12 protein-coding genes are annotated in these 23,625 nt (G+C 71.7%); 6 read left to right on the forward strand and 6 right to left on the reverse strand.

Annotation, left to right across the window (positions count from 1 at the left end):
* Positions 1-28: 28 nt before the first annotated feature.
* Positions 29-1,264 carry an acetyl-CoA C-acetyltransferase gene (locus tag K8556_RS29390; protein ID WP_223743436.1) on the reverse strand — a complete coding sequence of 412 codons (1,236 nt, stop codon included), beginning with the start codon at positions 1,262-1,264 and terminating at the stop codon, positions 29-31.
* 223 nt (positions 1,265-1,487) lie between these two features.
* Here K8556_RS29390 and K8556_RS29395 point away from each other — a divergent pair, with 223 nt between their 5' ends.
* Complete coding sequence (locus tag K8556_RS29395; protein ID WP_223743437.1) at positions 1,488-2,837, forward strand: MFS transporter; 1,350 nt, start codon at positions 1,488-1,490, stop codon at positions 2,835-2,837.
* Positions 2,838-2,842: 5 nt separating this feature from the next.
* Here K8556_RS29395 and K8556_RS29400 read toward each other — a convergent pair whose 3' ends face one another.
* From K8556_RS29400 to K8556_RS29410, 3 genes are all read right to left on the reverse strand, one after another.
* A complete protein-coding gene (locus K8556_RS29400; RefSeq protein WP_223743438.1) occupies positions 2,843-4,357 on the reverse strand; it encodes an FHA domain-containing protein in 1,515 nt (504 codons plus the stop codon).
* A gap of 2 nt (positions 4,358-4,359) precedes the next feature.
* Positions 4,360-6,663, reverse strand: coding sequence for a thioredoxin domain-containing protein (locus K8556_RS29405; RefSeq protein WP_223743439.1), 2,304 nt, complete (start codon positions 6,661-6,663; stop codon positions 4,360-4,362).
* 172 nt (positions 6,664-6,835) lie between these two features.
* Entirely contained in the window at positions 6,836-9,394 is a 2,559-nt protein-coding gene (locus tag K8556_RS29410; RefSeq protein ID WP_223743440.1) for a hypothetical protein, read from the reverse strand.
* Between the two features lie 254 nt (positions 9,395-9,648).
* Between K8556_RS29410 and K8556_RS29415 the strand changes: the two genes are divergently transcribed.
* The 3 genes from K8556_RS29415 (at position 9,649) to K8556_RS29425 (ending at position 14,853) form a co-directional block, all read left to right on the forward strand.
* Positions 9,649-12,465 carry a serine/threonine-protein kinase gene (locus K8556_RS29415; RefSeq protein ID WP_223743441.1) on the forward strand — a complete coding sequence of 939 codons (2,817 nt, stop codon included), beginning with the start codon at positions 9,649-9,651 and terminating at the stop codon, positions 12,463-12,465.
* A gap of 135 nt (positions 12,466-12,600) precedes the next feature.
* Positions 12,601-13,863: a sigma 54-interacting transcriptional regulator gene (locus tag K8556_RS29420; RefSeq protein ID WP_223743460.1), complete on the forward strand. Its 1,263-nt coding sequence runs from the start codon at positions 12,601-12,603 to the stop codon at positions 13,861-13,863.
* A 57-nt stretch (positions 13,864-13,920) separates the two neighbouring features.
* Positions 13,921-14,853 carry a hypothetical protein gene (locus K8556_RS29425; protein WP_223743442.1) on the forward strand — a complete coding sequence of 311 codons (933 nt, stop codon included), beginning with the start codon at positions 13,921-13,923 and terminating at the stop codon, positions 14,851-14,853.
* Positions 14,854-14,913: 60 nt separating this feature from the next.
* Here the strand turns inward: K8556_RS29425 and K8556_RS29430 are convergent, their stop codons facing one another.
* Positions 14,914-16,182, reverse strand: coding sequence for a hypothetical protein (locus K8556_RS29430; RefSeq protein ID WP_223743443.1), 1,269 nt, complete (start codon positions 16,180-16,182; stop codon positions 14,914-14,916).
* Between the two features lie 25 nt (positions 16,183-16,207).
* Complete coding sequence (locus K8556_RS29435) at positions 16,208-17,260, reverse strand: hypothetical protein (protein ID WP_223743444.1); 1,053 nt, start codon at positions 17,258-17,260, stop codon at positions 16,208-16,210.
* Positions 17,261-17,839: 579 nt separating this feature from the next.
* Here K8556_RS29435 and K8556_RS29440 point away from each other — a divergent pair.
* Positions 17,840-20,839, forward strand: a complete 3,000-nt coding sequence (locus K8556_RS29440) for a hypothetical protein (RefSeq protein WP_223743445.1) — start codon at positions 17,840-17,842, stop codon at positions 20,837-20,839.
* Positions 20,840-20,944: 105 nt separating this feature from the next.
* Complete coding sequence (locus tag K8556_RS29445) at positions 20,945-23,431, forward strand: hypothetical protein (protein ID WP_223743446.1); 2,487 nt, start codon at positions 20,945-20,947, stop codon at positions 23,429-23,431.
* Positions 23,432-23,625 lie beyond the last annotated feature (194 nt).

Here is a 23,625-nt window from a genome sequence, read left to right on the forward strand (position 1 = left end):
GGGCGCCTGTCTGATTCCAAGCCGGGCGCTACACGCGCTCGATGATGGTGGCGATGCCCTGGCCGCCGCCGATGCACAGGGTGATGAGCGCCGTCCCCTTGCCCGTGCGCTCCAGTTCGTCCAGGGCGGTGCCCAGGAGCATCGCGCCGGTGGCGCCCAGCGGGTGGCCCAGCGCGATGGCGCCGCCGTTGACGTTCACCCGGTCCGGGTCGATGCCCAGCGCGCGCGTCGTCTGGAGCACGACGGCGGCGAAGGCCTCGTTGATCTCCCACAGGTCGATGTCACCGGCCTTCATCCCGGCCATGCGCAGGGCCTTCTGGCTCACGGGCGCGGGGGCGGTGAGCATGATGAGCGGCTCGGTGCCCAGCGTGGCCATGGCGCGGATGCGGGCACGGGGCTTGAGCCCCTTCTCCTTCACGTAGCGCTCCGACGCCAGCGCCACCACGGCGGCCCCGTCCACGATGCCGCTGGAGTTGCCCGCGGTGTGCACGTGCTGGAGGCGCTTCGCCCGCGGGTAGGCGGACAGCGCGATGCCGTCCAGCGTCTCACCGTTCGGGCCCACGGCCGTCTCGCCCAGGGCGACGAACGCGGGCTTGAGCGCGGCCAGTCCCTGCGCGGTGGTGTCCGGGCGAGGGTACTCGTCGCGCTCCAGCAGCACGGCGCCGGTGGCCGGGTCCTTCACCGCGAAGAGGGCCTTCGCGAAGCGGTCCTCCTCGATGGCGCGGGCCGCCTGGCGCTGCGAGCGCAGGGCCCACGCGTCCACGTCCTCGCGGGTGATGCCCTCCAGCGTCGCGATGAGGTCTGCGCTGATGCCCTGGGGCACCTGGTAGACGCGCTCGCGCAGCCGCACGTTGCCGCCGTCCTGGCCGCCGCCGTCCGCGCCCAGCGACAGGTGCGACATGCTCTCCACGCCGCCCGCCACCACGAAGTCCATGGCACCGGACGCGACACCCATGGCGCCGAAGTTCACCGCCTGGAGCCCGGAGCCGCAGAAGCGGTTGAGCGACACGGCGGACACGTCCTGCGGCCACCCCGCCGCGAGCACCGCGTTGCGAGCGATGTTCGCGCCCTGCTCGTTCACCTGGGACACGCACCCCGCGATGACGTCGCCCACCTCCCGGGCATCCCAACCGCCACGCCGCTGGAGCGCGTTGAGCGTCTGGGCGAGCAGCTCCTGCGGATGCAGTCCCGTCAGGGCCCCCTTGCCCATCTTCCCGCGCCCACGCGGGGTCCGGACGGCGTCGATGATGTAGCTGGCGGTCATGCGCGGCTCCTTGGATTTTTGATGTAATATTATCGTCGTAATTCGTAAGTCAAGGCGACCTGGGGGAGGGCTCGGCTCCTGGCGTCCATGGACGGCAGTGTTGATGAGCCGCAAGTCCAGGGCATCCGGGGCAGACAGCGCGGCGGGTGGCTCGTTACAAGGCCTTGCGCGTCCCGACCTCCCCGGGCGCTGGGGCACACCTTGGGAGGAGTCGGCGGATACCTTGACGCCTCCACAGCGGCTGGTCCTGGGAATCGCCGTGCTCGCCTCGCTCGTCACGTTCCTGGACGGGGCGATCATCAACGTCGCGCTGCCCGCGATGGTGCGGGACCTGGGCGGTGGGCTCACCCTCCAGCAGTGGGTGGTGGATGCCTACCTCATCACGCTGGGCTCGCTGATGCTGGCCGCGGGCTCCCTGTCGGATGTGTTCGGGCGCAAGCGCATCCTGCGGCTGGGGCTGCTGGGCTTCGGGGCCACGTCGCTGCTGTGCGCGCTGGCTCCGACGGGCGCGGTGCTCGTGCTCGCGCGTGCGCTGCAGGGGGCCACGGGCGCGCTCCTGGTGCCGGGCTCGCTGGCGCTCATCCTGTCGTTCTTCTCCGGCCCCGAGCAGGCGAAGGCCATTGGCGCCTGGACCGGCTGGACGGGTGGGGCGTTCATCGCGGGGCCGCTGGTCGGTGGACTCCTGGTGGACACGGTGGGCTGGCGTTGGATCTTCGCCATCAACGTGCTGCCCATCGGGCTGACGCTGGCGCTGCTCGCGCGCATGGAGGAGCCCACCCGCCCGGAGGGCGCGCGCGTCGACGTGCTGGGGGCCGTGCTCGCGTGCGTGGGATTGGGCGGTCCCGTCTACGCGCTGATTGAGCAGGGGACGGTGGGCTGGACGCATCCCACGGTGCTGGCGTCGCTGGGCGTGGGCGTTCCGGCGTTCATCGCGTTCCTCTGGCAGGAGCGGCGCTCGCCTCACCCGATGATGCCCCTGGGGCTCTTCCGGGCGCGGAACTTCTGGGTGGGCAACCTGGCCACGACGTTCATCTATGGCGCGCTGGCGCTGAGCGAGTTCCTCATCACGCTGTTCCTCCAGCAGGTGGGAGGCTTTCGCGCGACGCTGGCGGGGCTGTCGCTGTTGCCGACGACGCTCCTCATGCTGCTGCTGTCGTCGACGTTCGGTGGGCTCGCGGGCCGGTTCGGGCCGCGCCTGTTCATGGCGGTGGGGCCGTGTGTCGCGGGCGCCGGGTTCCTGCTCATGCTCCGCGTCGGCACGCCGCTGGACTTCTGGAGGCAGATGCTGCCGGGCGTGCTCGTGTTCGGACTGGGGCTGACGACGACGGTGGCGCCGTTGACGGCGGCGGTGCTCGGGTCCGTGCACAAGGCGCAGGCGGGCATCGGCTCGGCCATCAACAACGCCATCGCCCGGGTCGCGGGGCTCATCGCCATCGCGTTCGCGGGGCTCATCGTGGGCCCGCGACTGGACGTCGCGGGCTTCCACCGGGCGATGCTCGTCTCCGCCGGGCTGCTGGTGCTGGGCGGAGTCACCTCCGCCCTGGGCATCCGGAATCCTCCGGGGAAGGCCTGAGCGCGTCAGTCCCCGGCGGGCTGGAGGGAGAAGTACACGGCTTCGGTCCCCAGGTTGAAGGTGTCCCCGTCCGCGATCTTCTGGCGCTTGATGCGCTGGTGGTTGATCCACGTCCCGTTGGACGAGCCCAGGTCCTCGATGAAGTAGTCCGCACCCTCGCGCGTGACGACGGCGTGCTCGCGGGAGACCCTGCCGGACTTCACGACGAGGCTGCACTGCGGGCCGCGTCCCAGCGTGAAGCGCTCCACGTCCACCCGCGTGGCGTCACCGTCCGGGCTCAGCCGCACGAACAGGTCCATGCGCGCGGGAGCCCGGGGGGCGGGCTTGCGGCTCCGGTGGGACTCCGGGGGCGCGTCATCTTCGGGCGCGGACCGGAGTACACGGCCCTGCCTGCGGGGCGCGGGGGCCTTCGTGGCCGGAGGCGCCACGAAGGGCAGGTTCTGCTCCTCGGGTTCGTCGGAGCCCGATTCCTGCGCTTCGTCCTCGCTGGAGGCGGCGGCCCGCGCATCTGCTTCTTCGGACGCGCCGTCCTCCTCGGAGCCCGTGGCCTCTTCTCCCGTCCTGGCTTCTTCGGGCTCGGTGTCGTCGGCTTCCTTGTCGTCAGGGAGCCCCTCGGAGCCGATCGCCGCTGCGATGTCGGCCGCGAATGCGTCGTCCTCCTCGGAGTCCTGCGACGCGTCCTCGTCGTCCGAACCCGCCGCCTTGGAAGAGTCCTCGTCGTCGGAGGCTTCATCCGCCGCCCCTGCAGCGTCGGAACCGTCGTCCTCCGAGCCCTCATCCTCGGACTCCTCGTCGTCCGAAGACTCGTCGGCCGCTTCGTCGGACTCCTCGTCGTCCGAAGATTCGTCGTCGGACTCCTCGTCGTCCGAAGACTCGTCGGCCGCTTCGTCGTCCGAAGCATCGTCAGCCGCTTCGTCGTCCGAAGTCTCGTCGGCCGCTTCGTCGGACTCCTCGTCGTCCGAGGATTCGTCAGCCGCTTCGTCGTCGGCCGCTTCGTCGTCGTCCGAAGCCTCGTCGGCGTCGGAATCTTCCTCCTCGTCCGCCTCGTCCTCGGACGCCACCGGCACATCGCGGGGCTGCGCGACCGCATCCACCGCCGCGAGGACCTCCTGCATGCGCGCTCGCGCCTGGGCGGCCTCGTCCACGGAGGGCCGGGCCTTCACGGGTTCGGACACCGCGGCGGCCGGAGCGGCGGCCACGGTCTCCTTCGCGGGGACAGCGGCGGCCACGGTCTCCTTCGCGGGGACAACCGCTGCCACGGGGACGGCGGCTGCCGCGGGGAGCTCCACCGGCCGCACCACGGGCTCCGGGGCCCGCGCCGTCGGCGCCCTCACGGGCTCACCCGCGACCGTCACCCCGAGCGCCACGGGCGTGGGCGCCACGTACCCGTTCTGTCTCGCGAGCAGGAACAGCGCCTGGGCGACCAGGGCATTCCGGTCCACGCCCAGGTCGTGGCTCATCTGCTCCAGCGCCCGCCACAGGGGCTCCGCGACCTCGATGGTTTCACGAATCCGATTCATGCCTAGCTGCCCCTCAGATTGCCCTGCCACGGAGAGACGTGATCCGGGTCATTGAGCCAATAGAACATCGCTTGCGTCTCCGCGTACTGCCGCTCCGCGATGGACACCAGGTTCGGGTGCAGGTCGCCCAGCGCCACGCCCTCGAACAGGAACCCCTGGCCGGGCTTCGTCGTGCTGGCGTTGCCCCGGAACTTGCGGTCCCGGCTCTGCCACAGCCGCTGCGAGGCCTGTCCCGCCGCCTGCCCGTAATCCGCCGGGGGCGCGATGCGCGTGGGCATCCGGAACGCCGTCTCGCCGCACGACCACAACAGCCACGACAGCGCGCTCCAGTCCCCGCGCAGCATCAGCGCCAGGTCCGCGAGCCCCAGCTCCAGGTCGAGCGTCTCGTCGATCTCCACCTGCTCGTCCTCGTCCCCCTCCACCTCGTACTGCTTCAGCTCCACGGGCCCCTCCCCCAGCAGGGCGGACAGGTCCGGCGGCAGCCAGGACACCGTCGCGCCGGGCTTGAACCGCTGGAGCAGCGCGCCCCGTATCGCCTGGAGCCGCGTGGCGTACTTGCGCACCAACTGTTGGATGTCCTCCAGCGACCGCGCGGGCTTCTCCGGCAGGCCGTCGTAGGAGCAGCGCGGAGGCTCCTGTCCCGCCCAGAAGTCGAACCGGGGGAACAACGCCCGCGCGTACGTGGCCAGGAACCTCGCGGTGTCCGGCTCCACCTCCGCGAGCCCCTCCGCGTCCTGGTGCACCTGATCCGCCACCCCCAGGTTCAGCAGGATGAGGCCGCGCGTGAACAGGTACTCCTTGCGCTCCGGCGCGAGCAGCATCGCCGCGTGCAGGAAGTCCAGCGCCGCGCGAGGCCGGTCCGTCTGGTCCAACAGCACCGCGTAGGCCCGCAGCAGCGTGGCGGCCTCACCGCCGCGCATGAGCGCGTCCGCCATGGGGGCCCACGCCTGTCCCGCCTCCTGCACCACGTCGTTCGCGACCTCGCTCGCGGAGTCCTTCGTGCGCGGCAGCGTCAGCTCCTCCAGGCCCTGCTTCAGCGGCTGGAGGTCCAACGACGTGGCGCACGCGCGCGCCGTGGCCAGCAGGGCCTCGCGGTAGCGCCGGTCCGCGCGGGCCTCCTTCGCCAGCTCGCGCCAGCCCTCCGCGCTCCGGGGGAGGTTGGAGAACACCGGCGAGCGCGCCAGCGCCTCTTCATCCATCGCCCGGCCCAGGTCGCGCGTGAGCACGACCGCCCGTTGCGCGTCCATCAGGGACCACTCGCCGCACGCGAGGTCGCCCTCCGCCCGGCCCTCCTCGAAGTGGACGCGGAAGTCCGCGTAGGTGCCCTCCGCGCGCGACCAGCAGCGCCCGTGCCGCCGTCCGTCCTCGAACTCGGCCTCCCAGAGCAACTGGCCCTGCGCGTCCCAGAAGCGGGTGAGGCCGTGGCGCTCGCCGTCCGCGTTGAGCGTCACCCGGGCCCACTGGTTCAGGTCCTCGCGCAGCTCCGCGTCCCCGGGCAGGTGGGCCGGACGGGTGGGGTAGGGCTCGCCGGTGGACGGCACCACGCGCTGGCCCTGGCCGTTGAAGTGCTCCACCCGCCGCACGGCGCCGTGGTCGTAGTGCATCACCGTCTTGCGCACGCGCTCGCTCACGCCGCCTTCGTGCATGCGCTCGGTGGTGAAGCGGTCGGAGGCCGTCCAGGTGCGAGGGCCGTGGAGCTGGCCCTGCTCGAAGGCGCCCTCCTGGGACACCGAGCCGTCCTCGTGGAAGCGCTGGAAGGGGCCGTGCGGCCGGCCCTGCACCATGATGCATTCGTTGCAGAGGGTGCCGTCGGCGCGCCAGTACCGCCACGTGCCGTGCGGCCGTCCCTTCGCGTCCTTTGGGCCGAAGGACCACTCGCTGTCGCCGTCGTCCCAGGTGGCGCCCTCGGGGACGCCGGAGGGGCGCTGGCCCGCCTCGGTCCGCTCGCGGTTCGCCTTGCGGCGCTTCTCCTCGGACACGTCCACGGCGCGCAGCGCGGCCAGCATCCGGTCCAGGGACTCGGCGGGCAGCGCCTCGCCGACGCGGTGGACCTCCAGGCCGTCCTTGAACGCGACCAGGGTGGGGTAGGCGTCGATGCCCAGCGGCTCGGCGACGGCCTCGTGGGCCTCCGCGTCGAGCCGGGCGAAGGTGATGTCGGGGAACCGCGCGGCGGCCTCGGTGAAGACCGGGGCGAACGCATGGCAGGGTTCACACCACGGCGCCCAGAAGTCCACGACGCACATGCCGGGCTTCTGGGTGACTTCCTCGAAATCCTCCGGGGTCAATTCGACCGGGACACCTGCCAACGGGAACTCCTGCTCAAGGGGAGGAGCAGATAAGAGGGGCGCCGGGGGCGCGCGTCAACCGGCGCGTCACGCGGAGCCCGGGCATGTCCCGGTGTTTCAGGCGGAGCAAGGCTTGAAAAGCAAGAAGGCGGCGGTGTCTCCGTCCACCGCCGCCTCTATCCGAGCCGCGACTTCAGTCGATCTGCAGCTCGGAGATCTTGTGCGGCTTGTCGCTGATGAGGTCCATCAGCTTCCCGAAGCCGAAGGTCAGCAGGCCGATGCCCGCGCCCACCGCCATGCCCAGGGGGCCGCCAATCGCGCCCACGGCCACCGCGCCGCCCAGGCTGCCCGCGATGCCGACGGCTCCCTTGGCGATCTGCGCCCCGTCGTTCACCTTCGCGCCGTTGACGATGTCCACCACGCCGCCCGCCGCGCCGCCCACCGCGCCCAGCACGTTGGCCGCGCCGCCGGCCGCCTTGAGCGCGGAGAGCGCCTTGGCCCCGGCGCTCGCCGTCACGCCGGCCACCTTGCCGATGCCGCCCATCCCCTTCACCGAGTCCAGCACCGTGCGGGTGATGGCGCCGCCCACCTTCGGATCCGCGAGCGTCTTCGCCCAGGGGATGTTCTTCGCCGCGCTGGAGGTGGGGGTGAGCGCGCCCGCGTTCTTGAAGCCTTTGATGGCCTCCGTGAACGCCTTGCCGCCCGTGTACAGGTTCACCGCGCCGTTGGCCGTGTCCGCCACGCCCTTCACGATGTCCGGCATGTTGCTCTCGCGGATGCCCCGCGCCAGCGACATGCCGCCGGCCACCACGCCCGCCACGCCGCCCAGCGCGCTCGCGCCACCCTGCGCCGCGTTCAGGCCCTTGGACAGGGTGTCCCTGCCCAGCAGTTCCGTCGCCTTCGCCGGCAGCCGGCCCGCGTCCTGGCTCAGGCCCTGCGGAATCCTCAGCGCCTGCGCGCCGCCGCTGTTGGCGAACTGGTTCACCGTGCTCGCGGTGGAGATGGCCGCCTGCTCCAGCAGCACCTTGCCGAACGCGTCGTCCTGGAAGGCCTCGGCGTCGGTGACGTCGCGCATGTCGGCGCCATCCCTGCCGGACAACTGCATCCGCTCGCCGTCCCTGCCCACTTCATGGATGCCCTTGCGGCCGTCCGCGTCCGTCACCGTCGTGCGCGAGCCCACCAACTGCGCGCCTGCGTTGGACAGCAGCGACGTGTCCTCCTTGAGGGCGCTCTCCGTCTTGTTGTCCTTCGTGCGCTTCGTCTCCAGCGACTCCTGGAGCTCCAGCCCCTGGGCGGTGGCCTCGCGGCTGCTGGTGTAGTGCTGCTCCAGGTCGGAGCCGTCCGGCTCGCGGCTTCGCAGGTCCATCTTCTCGATGGAGCCGTCCTGGCCGTACGTGGTGGAGGACTCGCCGTTGACGGGCACGCGCTTGGAGGAGTCCGCCTTCTCGAAGGTCTTGCCCTCGAACTTCTCCTTCACGGTGCTGTTTTCGCGCGTGCGCTCCGTCTTGATGGTCGCGTCCGGGTAGCCCTCGATGAAGGTCTGCGAGTCCAGCCGATCCGCGCCCTTCTGCAGGTCCACCGTCCAGCGCTTCGGCGGGCGGCCGTCGCCCGTCTTGTCCGCGTCCCAGTTCTCTCCGCCGCCCTTGCCGTACTCGTCGCGGACCTTGTGCAGGCCCTCCATCGTGTGCGGCCCTTCGCCCGCCAGGTGCGTGTGGCCGTCCAGCGTGCGGTCCACGTAGGACGTCGCCTTCACGTGGTCCTGGGAGAAGTCCTGCACGCGGCTGTACTGCACGTCGCCCTGCGAGCCGTCCTCGCCCCGGGGCGGAATCGCATAGGTGTACGTGTCCGCGCGGTCCACCGGCTTGTCGAAGTCGAACGGGCCCTTGAGCTTGTTGTCGATGGAGCCGCCCCCCTTCTGTTGGTAGTAGGCCGTGCGGCTCGTCTGCGCGCCGCCGTCCGCCTGCGAGTACGCGTCGGTGATGAGCCGGTCGCCGTCCTTGTGCGGCTCCAGGTGGACCGCGTTGCGCGTGTACGTGAGGCCCTTGTCCTTCGTCGTGGAGATGTCGCCGAAGGACTTGAGGTCCGCCGTCTCGTTCCGGTCGCCCTTCCACTCCGCGCGCTCCACCAGCGAGCTGCCGTCGTCCTTCAGCTCCAGCCGGTCGCGCTTGTTGGTGCCGTCCTCGTAGGCGGCCGTGTCCATCACCACGGCGCCGTCCTGCTTCGTCGCGACGGAGCGCTCCACGACCTCCTTCTGGCCGTTGACGCGGGTGAGCTCCACCTGGTTGTCGGACAGGCGCCTGACGCTGGCGCCTTCGGGCACCGGCTCCTTGCCGTCCGCCATCGCGAAGAGCCGGTCGGCCTCCTGCGTGGTCTTCTCACGCAGGGCCCTCTGCGCATGCACCGTCTCGGCGCGCCGCTCGCCCACCGTCTTCAGGTCCACCGCCTGCTTCGCCTTGTCCTCGCCGGACACCGTCTGGCGCTCCGCCGGGGCCGCGCCCGTCGCGGCCAGCCCCACGCGCAGTTCGGGGACCGCCGCCGGCTTCACGGCCGTGGCGGAGGCCTTCAGCGCCTTGCCCACGCCGGTGAGCTCCGGACCCGCCGCGGGCTTCTTCGCGTCGAAGCCATCCACCACGACGGCGGGCCTCTTCGCCTCCACGGGCACCGTCTGGCGGGCGGCCACGGCCGGCTTCGCGGTGGCGATGGGCGCGCTGACGGGGAACAGCGGCTTCCGGGTGGCGGGGGGGAGGACCATGGGGGACTCCAGCAGGGGAGAGCCGTGGAGACGGCGATGCCCGGACCCATTGCGGCCGGCGTGCCAGCCTCCGGCCCCCCGCGCCCTCCCTGATTCCAGGGGGTTGTGCCCCCCGCGGAGGCCGGCCCCTGGTGACCGCGCTCCTGGCGCTGGTGACGGCCGTCACCAGGCAGGCGTCCTGGTTGACGCGGCGCGGAAGGATGTTCGGAGCGGGCGAGGGCCGGCGGTAGACTCGCGGATCAGGTCAGGGCCCCATGACGAAGAGAGACACCGGAAGGCGAAACACAGGCACCGGCAACTCGGACTCCGCGCGCTCGGGAGCGGGGACGGGACGGGGCTCGGGTGATGGAACGGGCCCCCGGCCGCGCCGCGCGGAGGACGTCCCGCCCGTTCCCCAGGTGGGCCGCTACCTGCTGCTGCGCAAGCTGGGGCAGGGCGGCATGGGCGTGGTGTACGCCGCCTATGACCCGGACCTGGACCGCAAGGTCGCCCTGAAGCTGCTGCACCCCAACGCCAACCACGACAACGAGGAGGCGCGGTCCCGGCTGTTGCGCGAGGCGCAGGCCATGGCGCGCGTCTCCCACCCCAACGTCATCCCCGTCTTCGACGTGGGCATGTGGGGCGACCAGGTCTTCGTCGCCATGGAGCTGGTGGAGGGCGGCACGCTGGGCTCGTGGCTGAAGGAGGCGAAGCCGTCCTGGCGCGAGGTGCTGGAGCGCTACCTCCAGGCGGGCCGGGGCCTCCAGGCCGCGCACGCGGCGGGGCTGGTGCACCGCGACTTCAAGCCCGCCAACGTCCTGGTGAGCCGCGCGGGCCGCGTCTACGTGACGGACTTCGGGCTGGCGCGGCAGGTGGGCGACGGGCCGGAGGCCGCGGCCTCACCGGAGGAGGCTCGGGTCCTGGAGTCCTCGGACCGGCGCATGCTGGACACCACGCTCACGGAGGCGGGGCTGCTGGTGGGCACGCCCAACTACATGTCCCCGGAGCAGTTCCGGGGCACGCAGTTGGACGCGCGCACGGACCAGTTCAGCTTCTGCTCCGCGCTCTACGGCGCGCTCTACGGCACGCGCCCCTTCGACCCGGGCAGCATCAAGGCCTACGCGTCCGCCAGCCGCAGCGCGGAGCTGGAGGCCACCGGCACGCGGTCCCTGGGCGGCACGCAGTCGCTGAACGCCGCGCCGGCGAAGGCGGCCCCCGTCATCACGCCGCCGCCCGCGCTCATCCGCGAGCCCCCGCGCGACGTGAAGGTGCCGGGCTGGGTGCGCCAGGCGGTGCTGCGCGGGCTGGCGCTGGACGCGGACGCGCGCTTCCCGTCCATGCAGGCCCTGCTGGACGCGCTCTCCCAGGAGCAGCGCCACGGGCAGCGCAAGCGCTGGATGGGCGCGGCGGGCGCCATGGCCACCTCGCTCGCGGTGGCGGGCGGCGTGGCGTGGCAGCAGTCCCAGGTGTGCGCGGACGCGGGCGCGCTGATGGACACCGTGTGGACGCCGGACGCGAAGGCGCGGCTGGAGTCCGCCTTCCGCGCCACCGGCAAGCCCTTCGCGGAAGGGATGGCCTTCCGCGCCGCGCAGGTGCTGGGGCAGTACGCGGACGCGTGGAAGCACCAGCGCGTCCAGGCGTGCGAGGACGCGCGCGTGAGCGGCGTGAAGCCGGAGGAGCAACTGGACCGGCAGGTGGTGTGCCTGGAGCGCCGCCGCAAGGACCTGCGCGCCACGGTGGACCTGCTCGCGAGCGCGGACGCCGCCATGGTGGAGAAGTCCGTGGACATGGCGCACGCGCTGCCCGCGCTGCACGAGTGCGAGGACGTGGAGTCGCTGGCCGAGCAGCAGCGCCGCCCCTCCGACCCCGCCCTGCGCGACACCATCGAAGCGCTGGAGGACCAGCTCTCGGAGGTGCGCGCGCAGGTGGACGCGGGCCGCTACCCCGCGGCGCTCGCGGCGGTGAAGGCGCTGGAGGCGCCCGTGGAGAAGACGGGCTACCTGCCGCTGAAGGCGGAGATGCGCTTCCACCTGGGCTGGCTCCAGGAGCAGACGGGCCAGTCGCCGGAGGCCTCGCGCCTGCTGTCGCGCGCCGTGTTCGACGCGGAGGCCGGCCGGGCGGACCGGCTGAAGGTCGCCATCCTCAACAAGCTCCTCTACGTGGAGGACGGACAGAAGCACTACGACCCGGCGGCGAACTGGGGCGAGCTGGCGGAGGCCACCCTCCAGCGCCTGGGCGGCGAGCCCGTGCTGGAGGCCGACGTGAAGGTGAACCAGTCCAACCTCGCCATGTCCCAGGGCCACATGGAGGAGGCCCGGGAGCGGCTGACGGAGGCGAGCGCCCTCTACGACAAGGCGCTGCCCCCCGAGCACCCCAAGCGCGCGCGGGCGCTCTTCCTCCTGGGCCGGCTGGTGCTGGGCACGGGCGACGCGAAGGGCGCGGTGCCGCTGCTGGAGGCGTCGCTCGCGAAGACCGAGGCGGCCGTGGGCCCGGTGCACCCGGACGTGGCCCGCCGGCACGGCCTGTTGTCCCTGGCCCTGCGCGACGCCGGCCAGCCCGAGCGCGCCCTGCCGCACGCCCAGGCGGTGGTGGACCTCTACAAGACCCTCCACGGCGAGAAGAGCGCCCAGGTGGCGGAGGCGCTGGACGAGCTGGGCATGTGCCAACTGGGGATGAAGCGCTACGACGACGCGCTGAAGACCTATGAGCAGGCCGTGGCCCTCAAGCGCGAGCTGCTGCCCGAGGGCGACGAGGGGCTCCAGCCGTCCTACGACGGCGTGGGCCAGGCGCTGCTGGGGCTGGGCCGGGCGCGCGACTCCGTGGCGCCGCTCCAGTTGGCGGTGTCCTTCGCGTCCGCGCCGCCGGATGCGCTGGCGGAGTCCGGCTTCGCGCTGGCGCGGGCGCTCTACCAGACAGGACAGACTCCGGAGGCTCGGGCGGAGGCACGCGGCGAGGCCACCCGCGCCCGGGAGCGCTTCAGCGAGTCCGGCATGGAGGAGCGCGTGGGCGAGGTGGACTCGTGGCTGGAGACCCTGCCCCAGGAGTCCCCGCGCCCGCCTGCCCGCAAGCCGGGGCGGGGCCGGCGCAGGTAGGACGTCACGCGCGGCTGCTGGCGACCCTGGCGGGGCGTGCTACCGTCCCGCGCCGTGTCGCTGCCACCGGATGACGACGAGGCGCTCCTGGATGCCACGGCCACCCTGAACCGGGGCCGCGCGGGACAGGTGCGGATGGTGCTGCGGGTGCTCTCCGGCGCGGAGGCCGGCAAGACGCATCCGCTCAAGCAGGGGACGTACACGGTGGGCAAGAACCCCACGTGTGACATCGTCCTCACCGACAAGGCCGTCTCCCGCCAGCACCTGAAGCTGGAGGTGCATGACGAGCACGTCGTCGCCACGGACCTGGGCTCGCACAACGGCTCGTTCGTGGAGGGGCTGCGCTTCACCGCCATGGAGCTGCGCCCCGGCGCGGTGCTCACGCTGGGCACCACGGAACTGAAGCTGGTGCCGGAGGACACGCGCGAGCGCTCGCTGCCCCTGTCCTCGCGCGACCGCTTCGGCGCGCTCGTGGGCCAGAGCCGCAAGATGCGCGAGGCCTTCACCGTGCTGGAGCGCCTGGCGCCCGGCGGCGCGGACGTGCTCATCCACGGCGAGACGGGCACCGGCAAGGACCTGTGCGCGGAGGCCATCCACCAGCAGAGCCCGCGCGCCAAGGGCCCCTTCGTCATCGTGGACCTGGCGGGCGTGCCCTCCACCCTCATCGAGTCCGAGCTCTTCGGCCACGTGAAGGGCTCCTTCACCGGCGCCCAGGCCGACCGCGCGGGCGCCTTCGAGCGCGCGCAGAACGGCACCGTCTTCCTGGACGAGATTGGCGAATTGCCCCTGGAGCTGCAGCCGCGCCTGCTGCGCGTGCTGGAGCGCCGGCAGGTGAAGCGCGTGGGCGGCAACGACTACTTCACGGTGAACGTGCGCGTGGTGGCCGCCTCGCACGTGAACCTGGAGCAGGCCGTCCAGCAGGGGAAGTTCCGCCGAGACCTCTTCCACCGGCTCGCCGTGCTGCGCGTGACGCTGCCCGCGCTGCGCGAGCGCCCGGAGGACATCCCGTTCCTCATCGACCACATGCTCAAGCAGATGGGCCGGCCGCCCGGCGCGCTGTCGGACCAGACGCGCGCCCTGCTCATGCAGTACCCCTGGCCCGGCAACGTGCGCGAGCTGCGCAACGTGGTGGAGCAGGTCGTCAACCTGGGCGAGGAGGCCCTGCCGGACCTGGAGGCGCCCCAGGGCGCGGACGGCCGCAAGGGCCCGGACCTGGACCTCCCCTTCAAGGAGGCCAAGGAGCACCTCATCGAGGTCTTCGAGCGCGACTACCTGAAGAACCTCATCGAGCGCTGCGAGGGCAACATCTCCCGGGCCTCCCGAGAGGCGGACATCGACCGTGTCTACCTTCGGAAACTCCTGCGCAAGCACGGGTTGGATCCGTCCGGGGACCCTTAACACGGGGCGGCACCCAAGGTAGGATGGAATCCCCCATCCCCCTCCGGAGCCACGACCGTGAGCGTGAACCTTTCTTCCAACCTCCTCCGCACCTTCCAGCAGTTGGCGGAGGTGAAGCCCTCAACCCTTCCGCAGCAGACCGCGCAGCAGGTCGGGTTGCCGGAGGAGAAGGTCGTCTCGCAGGTGGAGGGCGCGCCCACCCCCGTGCAGACGGAGCAGGCCACGGACGCCTTCGCGGTGGTGCAGGCCCTGAACCAGGCGTGGGCCAACCGCTTCCAGCCGGTGTCGGGCGCCTCCGCGCAGGACGTGGGCGTGAACGGGACGCTGGCGAACGCGCCCCAGGCCCCGGAGATTGGCGGCTGGGACGCCGCGCCGGCGGACCCCGAGGTCGTCAAGCAGACCAACGCGAACGACTGCGGCGCCGCGGTGGCGGTGATGCTGGGCAAGGAGATTGGCACCAGCAAGACGCAGCCCGCGTCGGACACGGAGAAGATGGCCGCGCTGGAGTCGCGCTTCACGCAGGGCCAGGGCACGTCGCCGCACGAGCTGTCCAACATGCTGGCGAACCAGGGCGCGAAGGTGACGCAGACGTCGTCCAAGCTGGACACCAAGGCCCTGGATGACGCGCTCGCTCGCGGCGCCAAGGGCGCGGTGATGGTGGACTCCAGCCTGGTGGACCCCACCACGAAGCCGGGCGAGACGGGCCGCGCGCACTGGGTCTCCGTGGAGGGCAAGGACGACCAGGGCCGCTACCTGCTCAAGGACCCCAGCACGGGCTCCAAGATTCCGGTGGACGCCCAGCGGCTCGCGGACTCCGTGGAGATCAGTTGGAACCGGCACCAGGGCGGCGGGCAGATGATCGTCGAGAGCGCCCAGGGCATGTCCGAGGCCCAGGCCGCGCAGGAGGGCGGGCAGAAGGCCGTCGCGCTGGGCAACACGGACGGCGGCGGCTCGCGCGCCATGTCCAACTTCGGCCGCGAGTCCTCATAGGCCTTGAAGCCGTGACGACCGACGGCGGATGGATTGGAGTCCATCCGCCGCGCGAAGGCTTCAGACGACGAGGTGCTGCACGGCCTGGAGCCGCAGCAGTTGGCGCGCCAGCTCCTGCACCTGCTCCACCTCCTGCAGGCCCATCGCCTTGCGCAGCGCGAGCCGCTTGTCCGTGGAGGCGCGCAGCAGCAGCGCCCGCAACTGGGGGTTGCTGAGCAGCGGGTTGAGCTGGCGCAGGTGGCCCACCAGCGCGCCCAGTTGGGGCAGCGTGAGGCCCGCCACCATCACCTGCGACGCGGAGCCCTCTTCCGGGCTCTGGCTGGTGGCCAGCATCCACGGCGACAGGAGCAGCGAGCGGGTGAAGTCCTTCTCGCAGGACAGGCCCAGCCGCGCGCACTCCTCCACCAGGGGGCCGGTGTCGTGGCCCGCGATGATGGGCTGGATGCGGGCGGCCTCGTACTTCTGGAGGACGGCGTCGTAGAGCTTCCGGGCCTCCACGCCCTGCGGCGTGCGCGGGAACTCCGCGAAGGCCTGGCCAATCTCCGCGCGCAGCGTGCCCAGGAGCGTGGCGTCGTCCGCGGTGCCGGGCTCGCCCAGGACCTGGGCCAGGTAGGCCCGGTCCTCGGGGACGGCGTTCGCGGACTTCCACCACTCGAAGGTGACGGTGCTCACGCTCAGCACCACCGGCAGGGTGACGACGCCCTGGCGGCCGGGGTTGGCGAGGAAGGCGGTCATCTTCCCCTCCACCTCCGTGAGGCCGCGGTGGAGCCGGTTGAGGACGGCGATGCGCAGCTTCGCGCGGCCCTCCAGCGCCTGCTTCGCGACGTCCGACGACTGCCCCTCCGTCGCGGTGCGCTCCCGGGAGGCGTCGGCGGTGCCGGGCCGGCGCTCCAACTGGGGCGCCACGGGCACCTGCGGCGCCATGGGCGGAGGCTGGGGGAGCGCCGGGGCCGTCTGCTGCGCCTGCGCCGCGAGGGCAGGGGGCTGCTCCAGGGTGCCCAGGCTGGAGGCGCCCTGCGACGTGCCAGCCGCCATCCCGGCCTGCTGCTGCGGGGCCCTGGCGCCGCCGCCTTCGTTGCGCTCCGCCTCGCCGGAGCGGCCGAAGTCCATGCCGTCCTGGGGGCCGGATTGCTCCAGGCCCCCCTTGGCGGAGGCGCCCTTCGCGGAGCCGCCCTTGACGGCGACGCCTCCCTTGCCGGTGCCTCCCTTTCCGGTGGCCTTGCCCGATGACTTGCCTTCACCGGACTGCGCCTTCTCCTCCTTCTCCTGCGCGGGGCTCTGCAGGGGCAGGCCCGGGCGGGGGAGGCCAGACGGAAGGCGGACGCTCATGGCTGGGGGCCTCGCTAGGGGGGAATCAGGCCAGGTTCTTCAGGTGGACGACGAGGTTGCTGTTCTTGCTGCCCAGCGTGCTCGCGTCATCCGTGGGGATGACGTAGCCCTGATCCGCACCGACGTGCTTGCGGAAGAAGTCTACCACCTCCGGATCCTGCACGTTGGACGTGGTGCTCTTCTTGATGCCGTACGCGGAGCCGTCCGCTCCCTTGGCCTTCACGGAGTCAGGCGCGGAGGCGAGCAGGTTGTCCATCGTGCCCGACAGGCGGCCGCCGCCCTCCGGCTGGATGGTCATCGAGGTGTTGTGACCTTCGATGTAGCTGACGTCGTAGTAGGTGTTCCCGAACCCGCCGTCGAACTTCACTTCACCGAGCGTCGCGTTCTTGCCGTCGCCGCTGTCGCTGCGGAAGTTGCCGGACCAGTTGTCCGGGAACTGCACCGTGCGGCTCTCACCGGGCTTCAGCGTGACGGAGTCGACGGGCTTCTCGCCCGCGTTGGGGGTGAAGTTCACCGTCATCGGCTTGTCGCCGTCGTTGTTGAGGGTGAGGGTGTTCTTGCCCTTCGACGCGCCCGGGGCGCCCACGGACTGGGGCCCGGCGACGGCCGCGTCCTGCTGGGGGGCCGCGGGGGCCGGGGCCGCGGCGGCGGTCGCGGCGCCCTGCTCGGGGGGCAGGGTGTTGGCGCTCGCGCCCTCGCCCTCGCCGCCCAGGTCCGGCACGCCGCCCTGCGCCGCGCCGGACGCGCCCTCGATGGCCGGAGCGGCGCCCTGCTGCGCACCGGCGCCGTTCATGCCACCGAGCAGCTCCACCAACTGCTTCAGCATCTGGACCATCTCGGCCAACTGCTCCATGGGATTGCCTCCCTGGAGCGCGCCCTTCCTGCCCACGCCCGCCGGCGCGTCGAAGCCATCCGCCTGGAACATCCCCTGGAGCGACCCCGGGCCGCCCTTGGCCTTCGCCGCGTCCGCCGTCACCGCCGTGGTGCGCGACACCGGGCTGGAGAACTCCGTGGCGGACGTGCGGGGAGAGAAGGAGGAGCTGGGAACGGACGACTTCGACAGGGGGGAGAGCGCCATGGCGGTGTTCCTCGGAGATGGGATGGGGCGGCCGGGAGCTGCCGTCCGGTGCAGCGATGTGGGGGGCTAGAGCACGGCGCGTGCCAGCTCTCCAATGTGATCCAAGTCCCTGGAATGACTGGAGGCCGGGCCGTCCAAGGGGGCGCGGAAGGCCCCCAAGCTGGTGACTGCCGTCAGGCCCCTGGTGTCTGGCGTCATCAGGCCCCCACCCCCGTCCTTTCTGGCGGTGACGCATGTCTCGGTGCGCCGTGTGATGACAGTCATTCAGGGATGTCTGGCGTCACTGTTGGAGTGCCCACCGGACTTCGTGGGTAGTGCCCAACCCGGGGGTTTGAATTGAAACGTCTGTCGAAACAGACCCACTTCATGAGTTGGTTTGTCTGAAAGACGAAAAATTCGCATGTCTTGGATTGGGTGTTACCAAACCGAGACCTCGACCCAGGGTGTGGGTCGGGGTCGCGCCGCCCGCGCGCGCCGTCGCATCCCCTCGCGGGTCTCCCTCCTTCGCCCCCAATCCCTATGTCCGCTCAAATGCCTCTCCGGGCACCGCCCCCTTCGTGGGGACGGTTCCTGGTCGTCGTGTCCGCGTTGCTCACCCTGGCTGGCTGTCAGAAGGCGGCCGCTCCCTCCGAGCCCCAGGCGGAGGAGGCAGGCGCCGCGCGCTTCGTCGTCGCCGTGCACCAGTCGGTGACCGCCTCCGACGTGCAGCGGGTGGACCTCACGGTGGATGGCCCGGGCCAGCCGGAGCTCACCGTGCAGCTCGCGCCGGATGGTTCGGTGTGGACGGGCCTCTTGAGCCAACTGCCCGCGGGCACCGGGCGCCGCTTCCGGGCCTTCGCGTATGACTCGAACGCGCGGCTCATCTACCGGGGTGAGGCATTGGACGTCACCATCACCGCCAACCAGACGGTCCAGGTGAACATCCTGTTGCAGCAGGTGGACCCGTCCCCCGAGTTCGAGAACGCCGGTCCCGTCATCACCTCGCTGGTGGTGTCGCGCTCCACGGTGGAGGTGGGCGGCTTCGTGGACGTGAAGGCCACGGCCTATGACCCGAACACCGGGGACGTGCTCACGTACGCATGGACGGCGACGGCGGGCACCTTCAGCACGCCCGCGGCGCTGTCCACCCGCTGGACGGCCCCCATGACGGAGGGCGTGCAGACCCTGACGCTGACCGTGGCGGACCAGATGGGCGCGTCCACCGCGGTGAGCTTCCCCATCCTGGTGGAGGGCACGGGCGTGGGTGAGGCGGAGGTCTTCGTCCGGTTCAACTCCTGGCCGCAGGTGGTGTCGCTCATCGGCTTCCCCACGCAGGTCGTCCCCGGCCAGTCCATTGGCGTGAGCGCCCAGGGCGTGGACAACGACGACGTGGCGGCGAACCTCCACTACGCCTGGACCGCGAGCTGTGCGGGCACCTGGACGGACGAGGGCACGGCGAACGCGCACTTCACCCCCACGGAGTTGCCCGCGCAGAACACCTGTGACAACTGCCAGCTCACCGTGCGCGTGACGGACGGCCGCGGCGGCGAGGGCCTGGGCCACCTGGGCGTGTGCGTGGGCGCGCCGGTGACCGCCAACGTGGCGCCGCGCATCACCAGCGCGTTCCAGACGGCCCGCACCGTGGGCCCGGGCAGCATCGTGCGCTTCAACGTCCGCGCCATGGACCCGGAAGGCACCGCCCTGGGCTTCGCCTGGGAGGCGCCGGTGGGCACCCTGGGTACGCCCGCCCCCATCTCCGAGGGCAGCGAAGTGACGTGGACGGCCCCCGCCTGCGTCGACGCGCAGGCGACGCCGGTGGTTCGCGCGCGGGTGACGGACGCGGAGGGACTGGAGGCCGTGCAGACCTTCACCCTCACCTGGACGGGCCCCGCGTGCGCCACGACGCTGGGCTTCCTCACGCAGCCCTCGGACGTGCTGGCGACGAACGCCATCACTCCCGCCGTGCGCGTGGTGCTGCTGGACAGCCTGGGCCGCACGTCCCTGGCACCCTCTGGCCCGGTGCGTCTGGCGTTGGGCGCGAACCCCGGCGCGGGCACGCTGTCGGGCACGGTGGAGGCCGCGCCGGTGGCGGGCATCGCGACGTTCGCGGACCTGAGCATCGACGCGTCGGGCGTGGGCTACACGCTGGTGGCGTCGGTGACGGGGCTGCCGCCCCTGGCGAGCCAGGCCTTCACCATCCAGCCGCTGGCCGTGCGCGGCGCGTCGGTGGACCGCTTCGTGACGACGGGCAACGCGCAGGTGACGCGGGGCGCGGACCTGGGCGCCACGGTGGTGCAGGCGCTGGTGGAGCAGGGGGACGGCTCGTTCACGACGTTCAACGGCGCGGGCGCGGCGGACGGCACGTTCACCATCCAGGGCGTCCCCTCGGGCGCGTACTACCTGCGGCTGGGCAAGGACTACGTCGTGACGTCCTCGCGCGCGCCGGACCTGGGGCGTGACGGGCAGGGCCGCCCGGACGCGACCCCGGCGAACGCGAGCACGACCCTGTCCGTGGACTTGCAGGGCCTGGCGTCCTGGCAGGCGGGGGACGACATCGAGGTCTTCTCCGCGGGCACGGGCCTGTGGGCGCAGGGCGTGCCGGAGCTGGCGCTGACGGGCGCCGCGCTGGCCGCGGGCAGCCAGCGCTGGACCCAGACGCTGCGGTACGCCGGCATGCGCAACGCGAACCTCGTGGAGGACTCCGCGGGCGACACGGTGACGTTCCACCAACTGTCCATGAAGTCGGAGGCGACGAACGGCGAGCCCGTGAACTACACGGCGGCGACGCGGGCCTACTCGGCGCCGCTGGCGGTGGCCCAGGGCGGCACGGCGAGCATCGCGGGCACCATGGCCGCGCTCGCGCAGGAGCAGGTGCTGAACGTGGACCTGCGCACGCAGGACTTCGAGGCGCTGCGCACACAGGTGCACCCCGGCGCCCAGCCGGCGGCCCACGCGCTGTTCGTCGCGGCGTTCCCGGACGGCACCCGGGGCAGCTACACGGCCGCGCCGGACCTGCTGACCTATTTCCCGACCCCGGGCGCCGCGAACCGCGTCTTCGCCTTCAGCTTCGGCAACCCCCACCCGGGCTTCACGCAGGCGGGCATGGCGGAGACGTCCTTCACGGTGCCGCTGCTGGCACCAGGCGCGACCCAGGCGCTGACCGTGCGCCCCACGGTGGGCCAGGCGGACGCGCTGCCGGCGTTCCAGGCTTCCGCGCTGGCGCCCCGGCTGAGCCCCGCGCGTTCGCCGACGCTGGCGGGCCAGGACGCCTTCGGTACGCTGACGGGGGTGGGCCTGACTCCGCGCTTTTCCTGGACCGCGCCCGCCGTGGGCTCAGCCACGCATTACCGTATCCGCGTCTATGAGGTCTTCGTGAACGCGCAGGGGCGTACGGCGCAGAGCGCGGGCGGGCCTGTGGCGCAGATGTACACGGCGGCCACGTCGCTGCGCTTCCCGCCCGGCGTGCTGGCGGCCGGCAAGCGCTACTACGCCATCCTGGAGGCGGCCTCCTCCGGTAACGCCGACTTCCAGGGCCACCCCTTCCGGTCCGCCTGGCCGGAGGCGCACGCGATGCTCGTCACGGGCACCTTCGCGCCGTAGCCGTCGCGGTGTCTTGAGACGCCGCTTCCGCCCCGAGCCTCCAGGTCCATGCGGCCCTGGGGGCTTCGGGCGTTTGTCGTTGTGCCCCGTCGTTGGAAAACCCCCATGCCCCTATTGCGTAACCTGCGTGCCCTGACGGGCACCGCCGTGTTGTGTGTCTTTTCCCTGTTGTGGGTCCAATGCGCCTCGGATGAACCGGAGGACGCCTGCGACGCGGGCTGTCTCGCGGGCGAGGCATGCCAGGACGGAGGCTGTATCGATGAAGCCTGTATCGGGGTGGTGTGTCCCGACGGACAGGTCTGCGCCGGGGGCGAGTGCGTCCAGCCCACGGTCATCATCCCCACGCCGGTGGAGGCGCAGTGGGGAACGACGAAGGAGAACGGCGAGGCGTGTGTCGCCAACCGCGACTGCCAGAGCGGAAGCTGCGCGGATGGCGTCTGCTGTGACTCGGCCTGTAGCGGCAGATGCGACGCGTGCAACCTGCCCGGCAACGAGGGCCTCTGCACCGTCGTCCCTCGCGGCACGGCGTGTGACGACGGAGACGCCTGCACCCTGGAGGATGTCTGCGATGGGGAAGGGGAGAACGCCTGCTCGGGCACGCTCAAGACCTGCGGCACTCCGCCGAGCCAGTGTCACGAGGCTGCGGGCACCTGTTCGCAGGGGGCCTGCACCTACGCGCCGAAGCCCGCGGGCACCGCGTGTGATGACGGCAATGCCTGCACCCGCGGTGAGACCTGCGGCGCCGACGCGCTCTGCGGAAGCGGCACGATGACACTGTGCGAGTCACCGGGCGGCGTCTGCCTGGAGAACGCCGGGGCCTGTCAGCCGGAAACGGGGGTGTGCACGTACGCGCCCCGGACGCAGGGCACGGCGTGCCGCGCGGCGGTGGGCCCCTGTGACGTGGCGGAGACCTGCACGGGCGCGGGGGGCGAGTGCCCTCCGGACCTGAAGCAGCCGGCGGGAACGGCGTGCGTGGACGACGGCAACCCCTGCACCACGGACGTCTGTGATGCGTCGGGCACGTGCCTGCATCCGGTGCTGGCCGTGGGCACGGTTTGCGGCGCGGGCAACGTGTGCAACGCCTCCGCGCAATGCATCTCCAGTTGCTACATCGGTGGGACGCTGTACGCGGCGGGGACGGCGAACCCGGCGGGCCCGTGCCAGGTGTGCGACCCGGCCCGGTCCACGTCGGCCTGGAGCTTCCAGTCCCCGGCCACGCAGTGCCGTGGCGCGGCGGATGCCTGCGACGCGGTGGAGTACTGCACGGGCGGCAGCGCGCAGTGTCCGGCGGACGGCGACGTCGCTGCGGGGACCAGTTGCGGCGCGGGGAGCATCTGCGACGCGTCCGGCCAGTGCTCCGCGAACTGCTTCATCAACGGCACCCTCTACGCCTCCGGGGCCACGAACCCGGCCGGCGCGTGCCAGGTGTGCAACCCGACGCTGTCCACGACGGGCTGGAGCTTCAAGCCCGCGTCCACGGTGTGCCGCGGGGCCTCCGGTGTCTGTGACACGGCCGAGTACTGCACGGGCAGCAGCGCGCAGTGCCCGGGCGACGCGGCGGTGGGTAACGGCACGACGTGCGGCGGCGGCTCGGAGAGCGCCTGGGGACCGTGTGAGGGGTTCTCCGGGGCATGTGGAGAGGCAGGCACGCAGTCGCGGACGGTCACGGTGCAGGCGTGCTTCAACGGAGGCTGCCAGGCGTCCACCACCACGGAGACCCGCGCCTGCACGCGCGACACGGACGGCTTCACCTGCGGGAGCACGACGACGGGGAGCTGGGGCTCTTGCAGCTATTCGGGCACCTGCGCGGAGGACGGCGTCCAGTCGCGCACCGTCACGGAGCGCATCTGCTCCGCTGGCACGTGCCAGGCCTACACGGGCACGGAGACGGCGGACTGCTACCGCAGCACCGAGGGCAAGTCGTGCGGCACCACCACGGCGGGCAGTTGGGGCGCGTGCAGCTACTCGGGGACTTGCGCCGAGAGCGGGACCCAGTCGCGCAGCGTGACGACGCGGACGTGCTCGTCAGGCTCGTGTGGAAGCTTCACCACGACGGAGCAGGGGAACTGCGGCCGTTCCACGACGGGCACCGTTTGCGGAATCAATATCGGCCCCTGGTCTGCTTGTGGCGGCTTCAGTGGAACGTGCGGCCGGACGGGCACCCAGTCCCTCGTGGAGACGACGCTGCTCTGCGCCTCTGGGTCCTGTAGCGGGAGCGCCAGCCGCACCATCACGAATACATGCGAGCGGGACACCACGGGCGTCTCCTGCAACGACGGCAACTCCTGCACCACGGGCGACACGTGCGACAGCGGAGGAAGCTGCTCCGGCACCCAGATGTCCTGCCCCGGTGGTGGGACGTGCTCGAACGGCGTCTGCCCGGCGACCTGCAACGGTCCGGATGTGGCCATGTGCAATGGTGTCTGCACCAACCTCAACAGCAACGCCAACTGCGGAGCCTGTGGGAACCGGTGCCTGATCAGCGCGGGGTTTGTCTGCCTGAACATGGAGTGCGTCTGCCGGTATGACTATGCCGTGAAGGATGGCGAGCCTGGGGCACTCCCCGCCTGCTTCGCGGCCAGTTCCCAATAGGACCATCAGGCCATGAAACACTTGTCGCGCGGGACACGCATGCGCCCGCGCGAGTAGTGGCTCACCTTCAGGCTGTACGGCATGGGGTGGCGGCCACCCGGGAGGGCTTTGAGAGGGGTTGGGATTTACACATGTGACAGGGAGTGCTACGAGTTTGGCAATCACGACCCGGAGTGTGGGCCGTGTTCACGCTT

Origin of the sequence: Corallococcus sp. AS-1-12 (assembly GCF_020036995.1) — a bacterium.
Classification (GTDB): domain Bacteria; phylum Myxococcota; class Myxococcia; order Myxococcales; family Myxococcaceae; genus Corallococcus.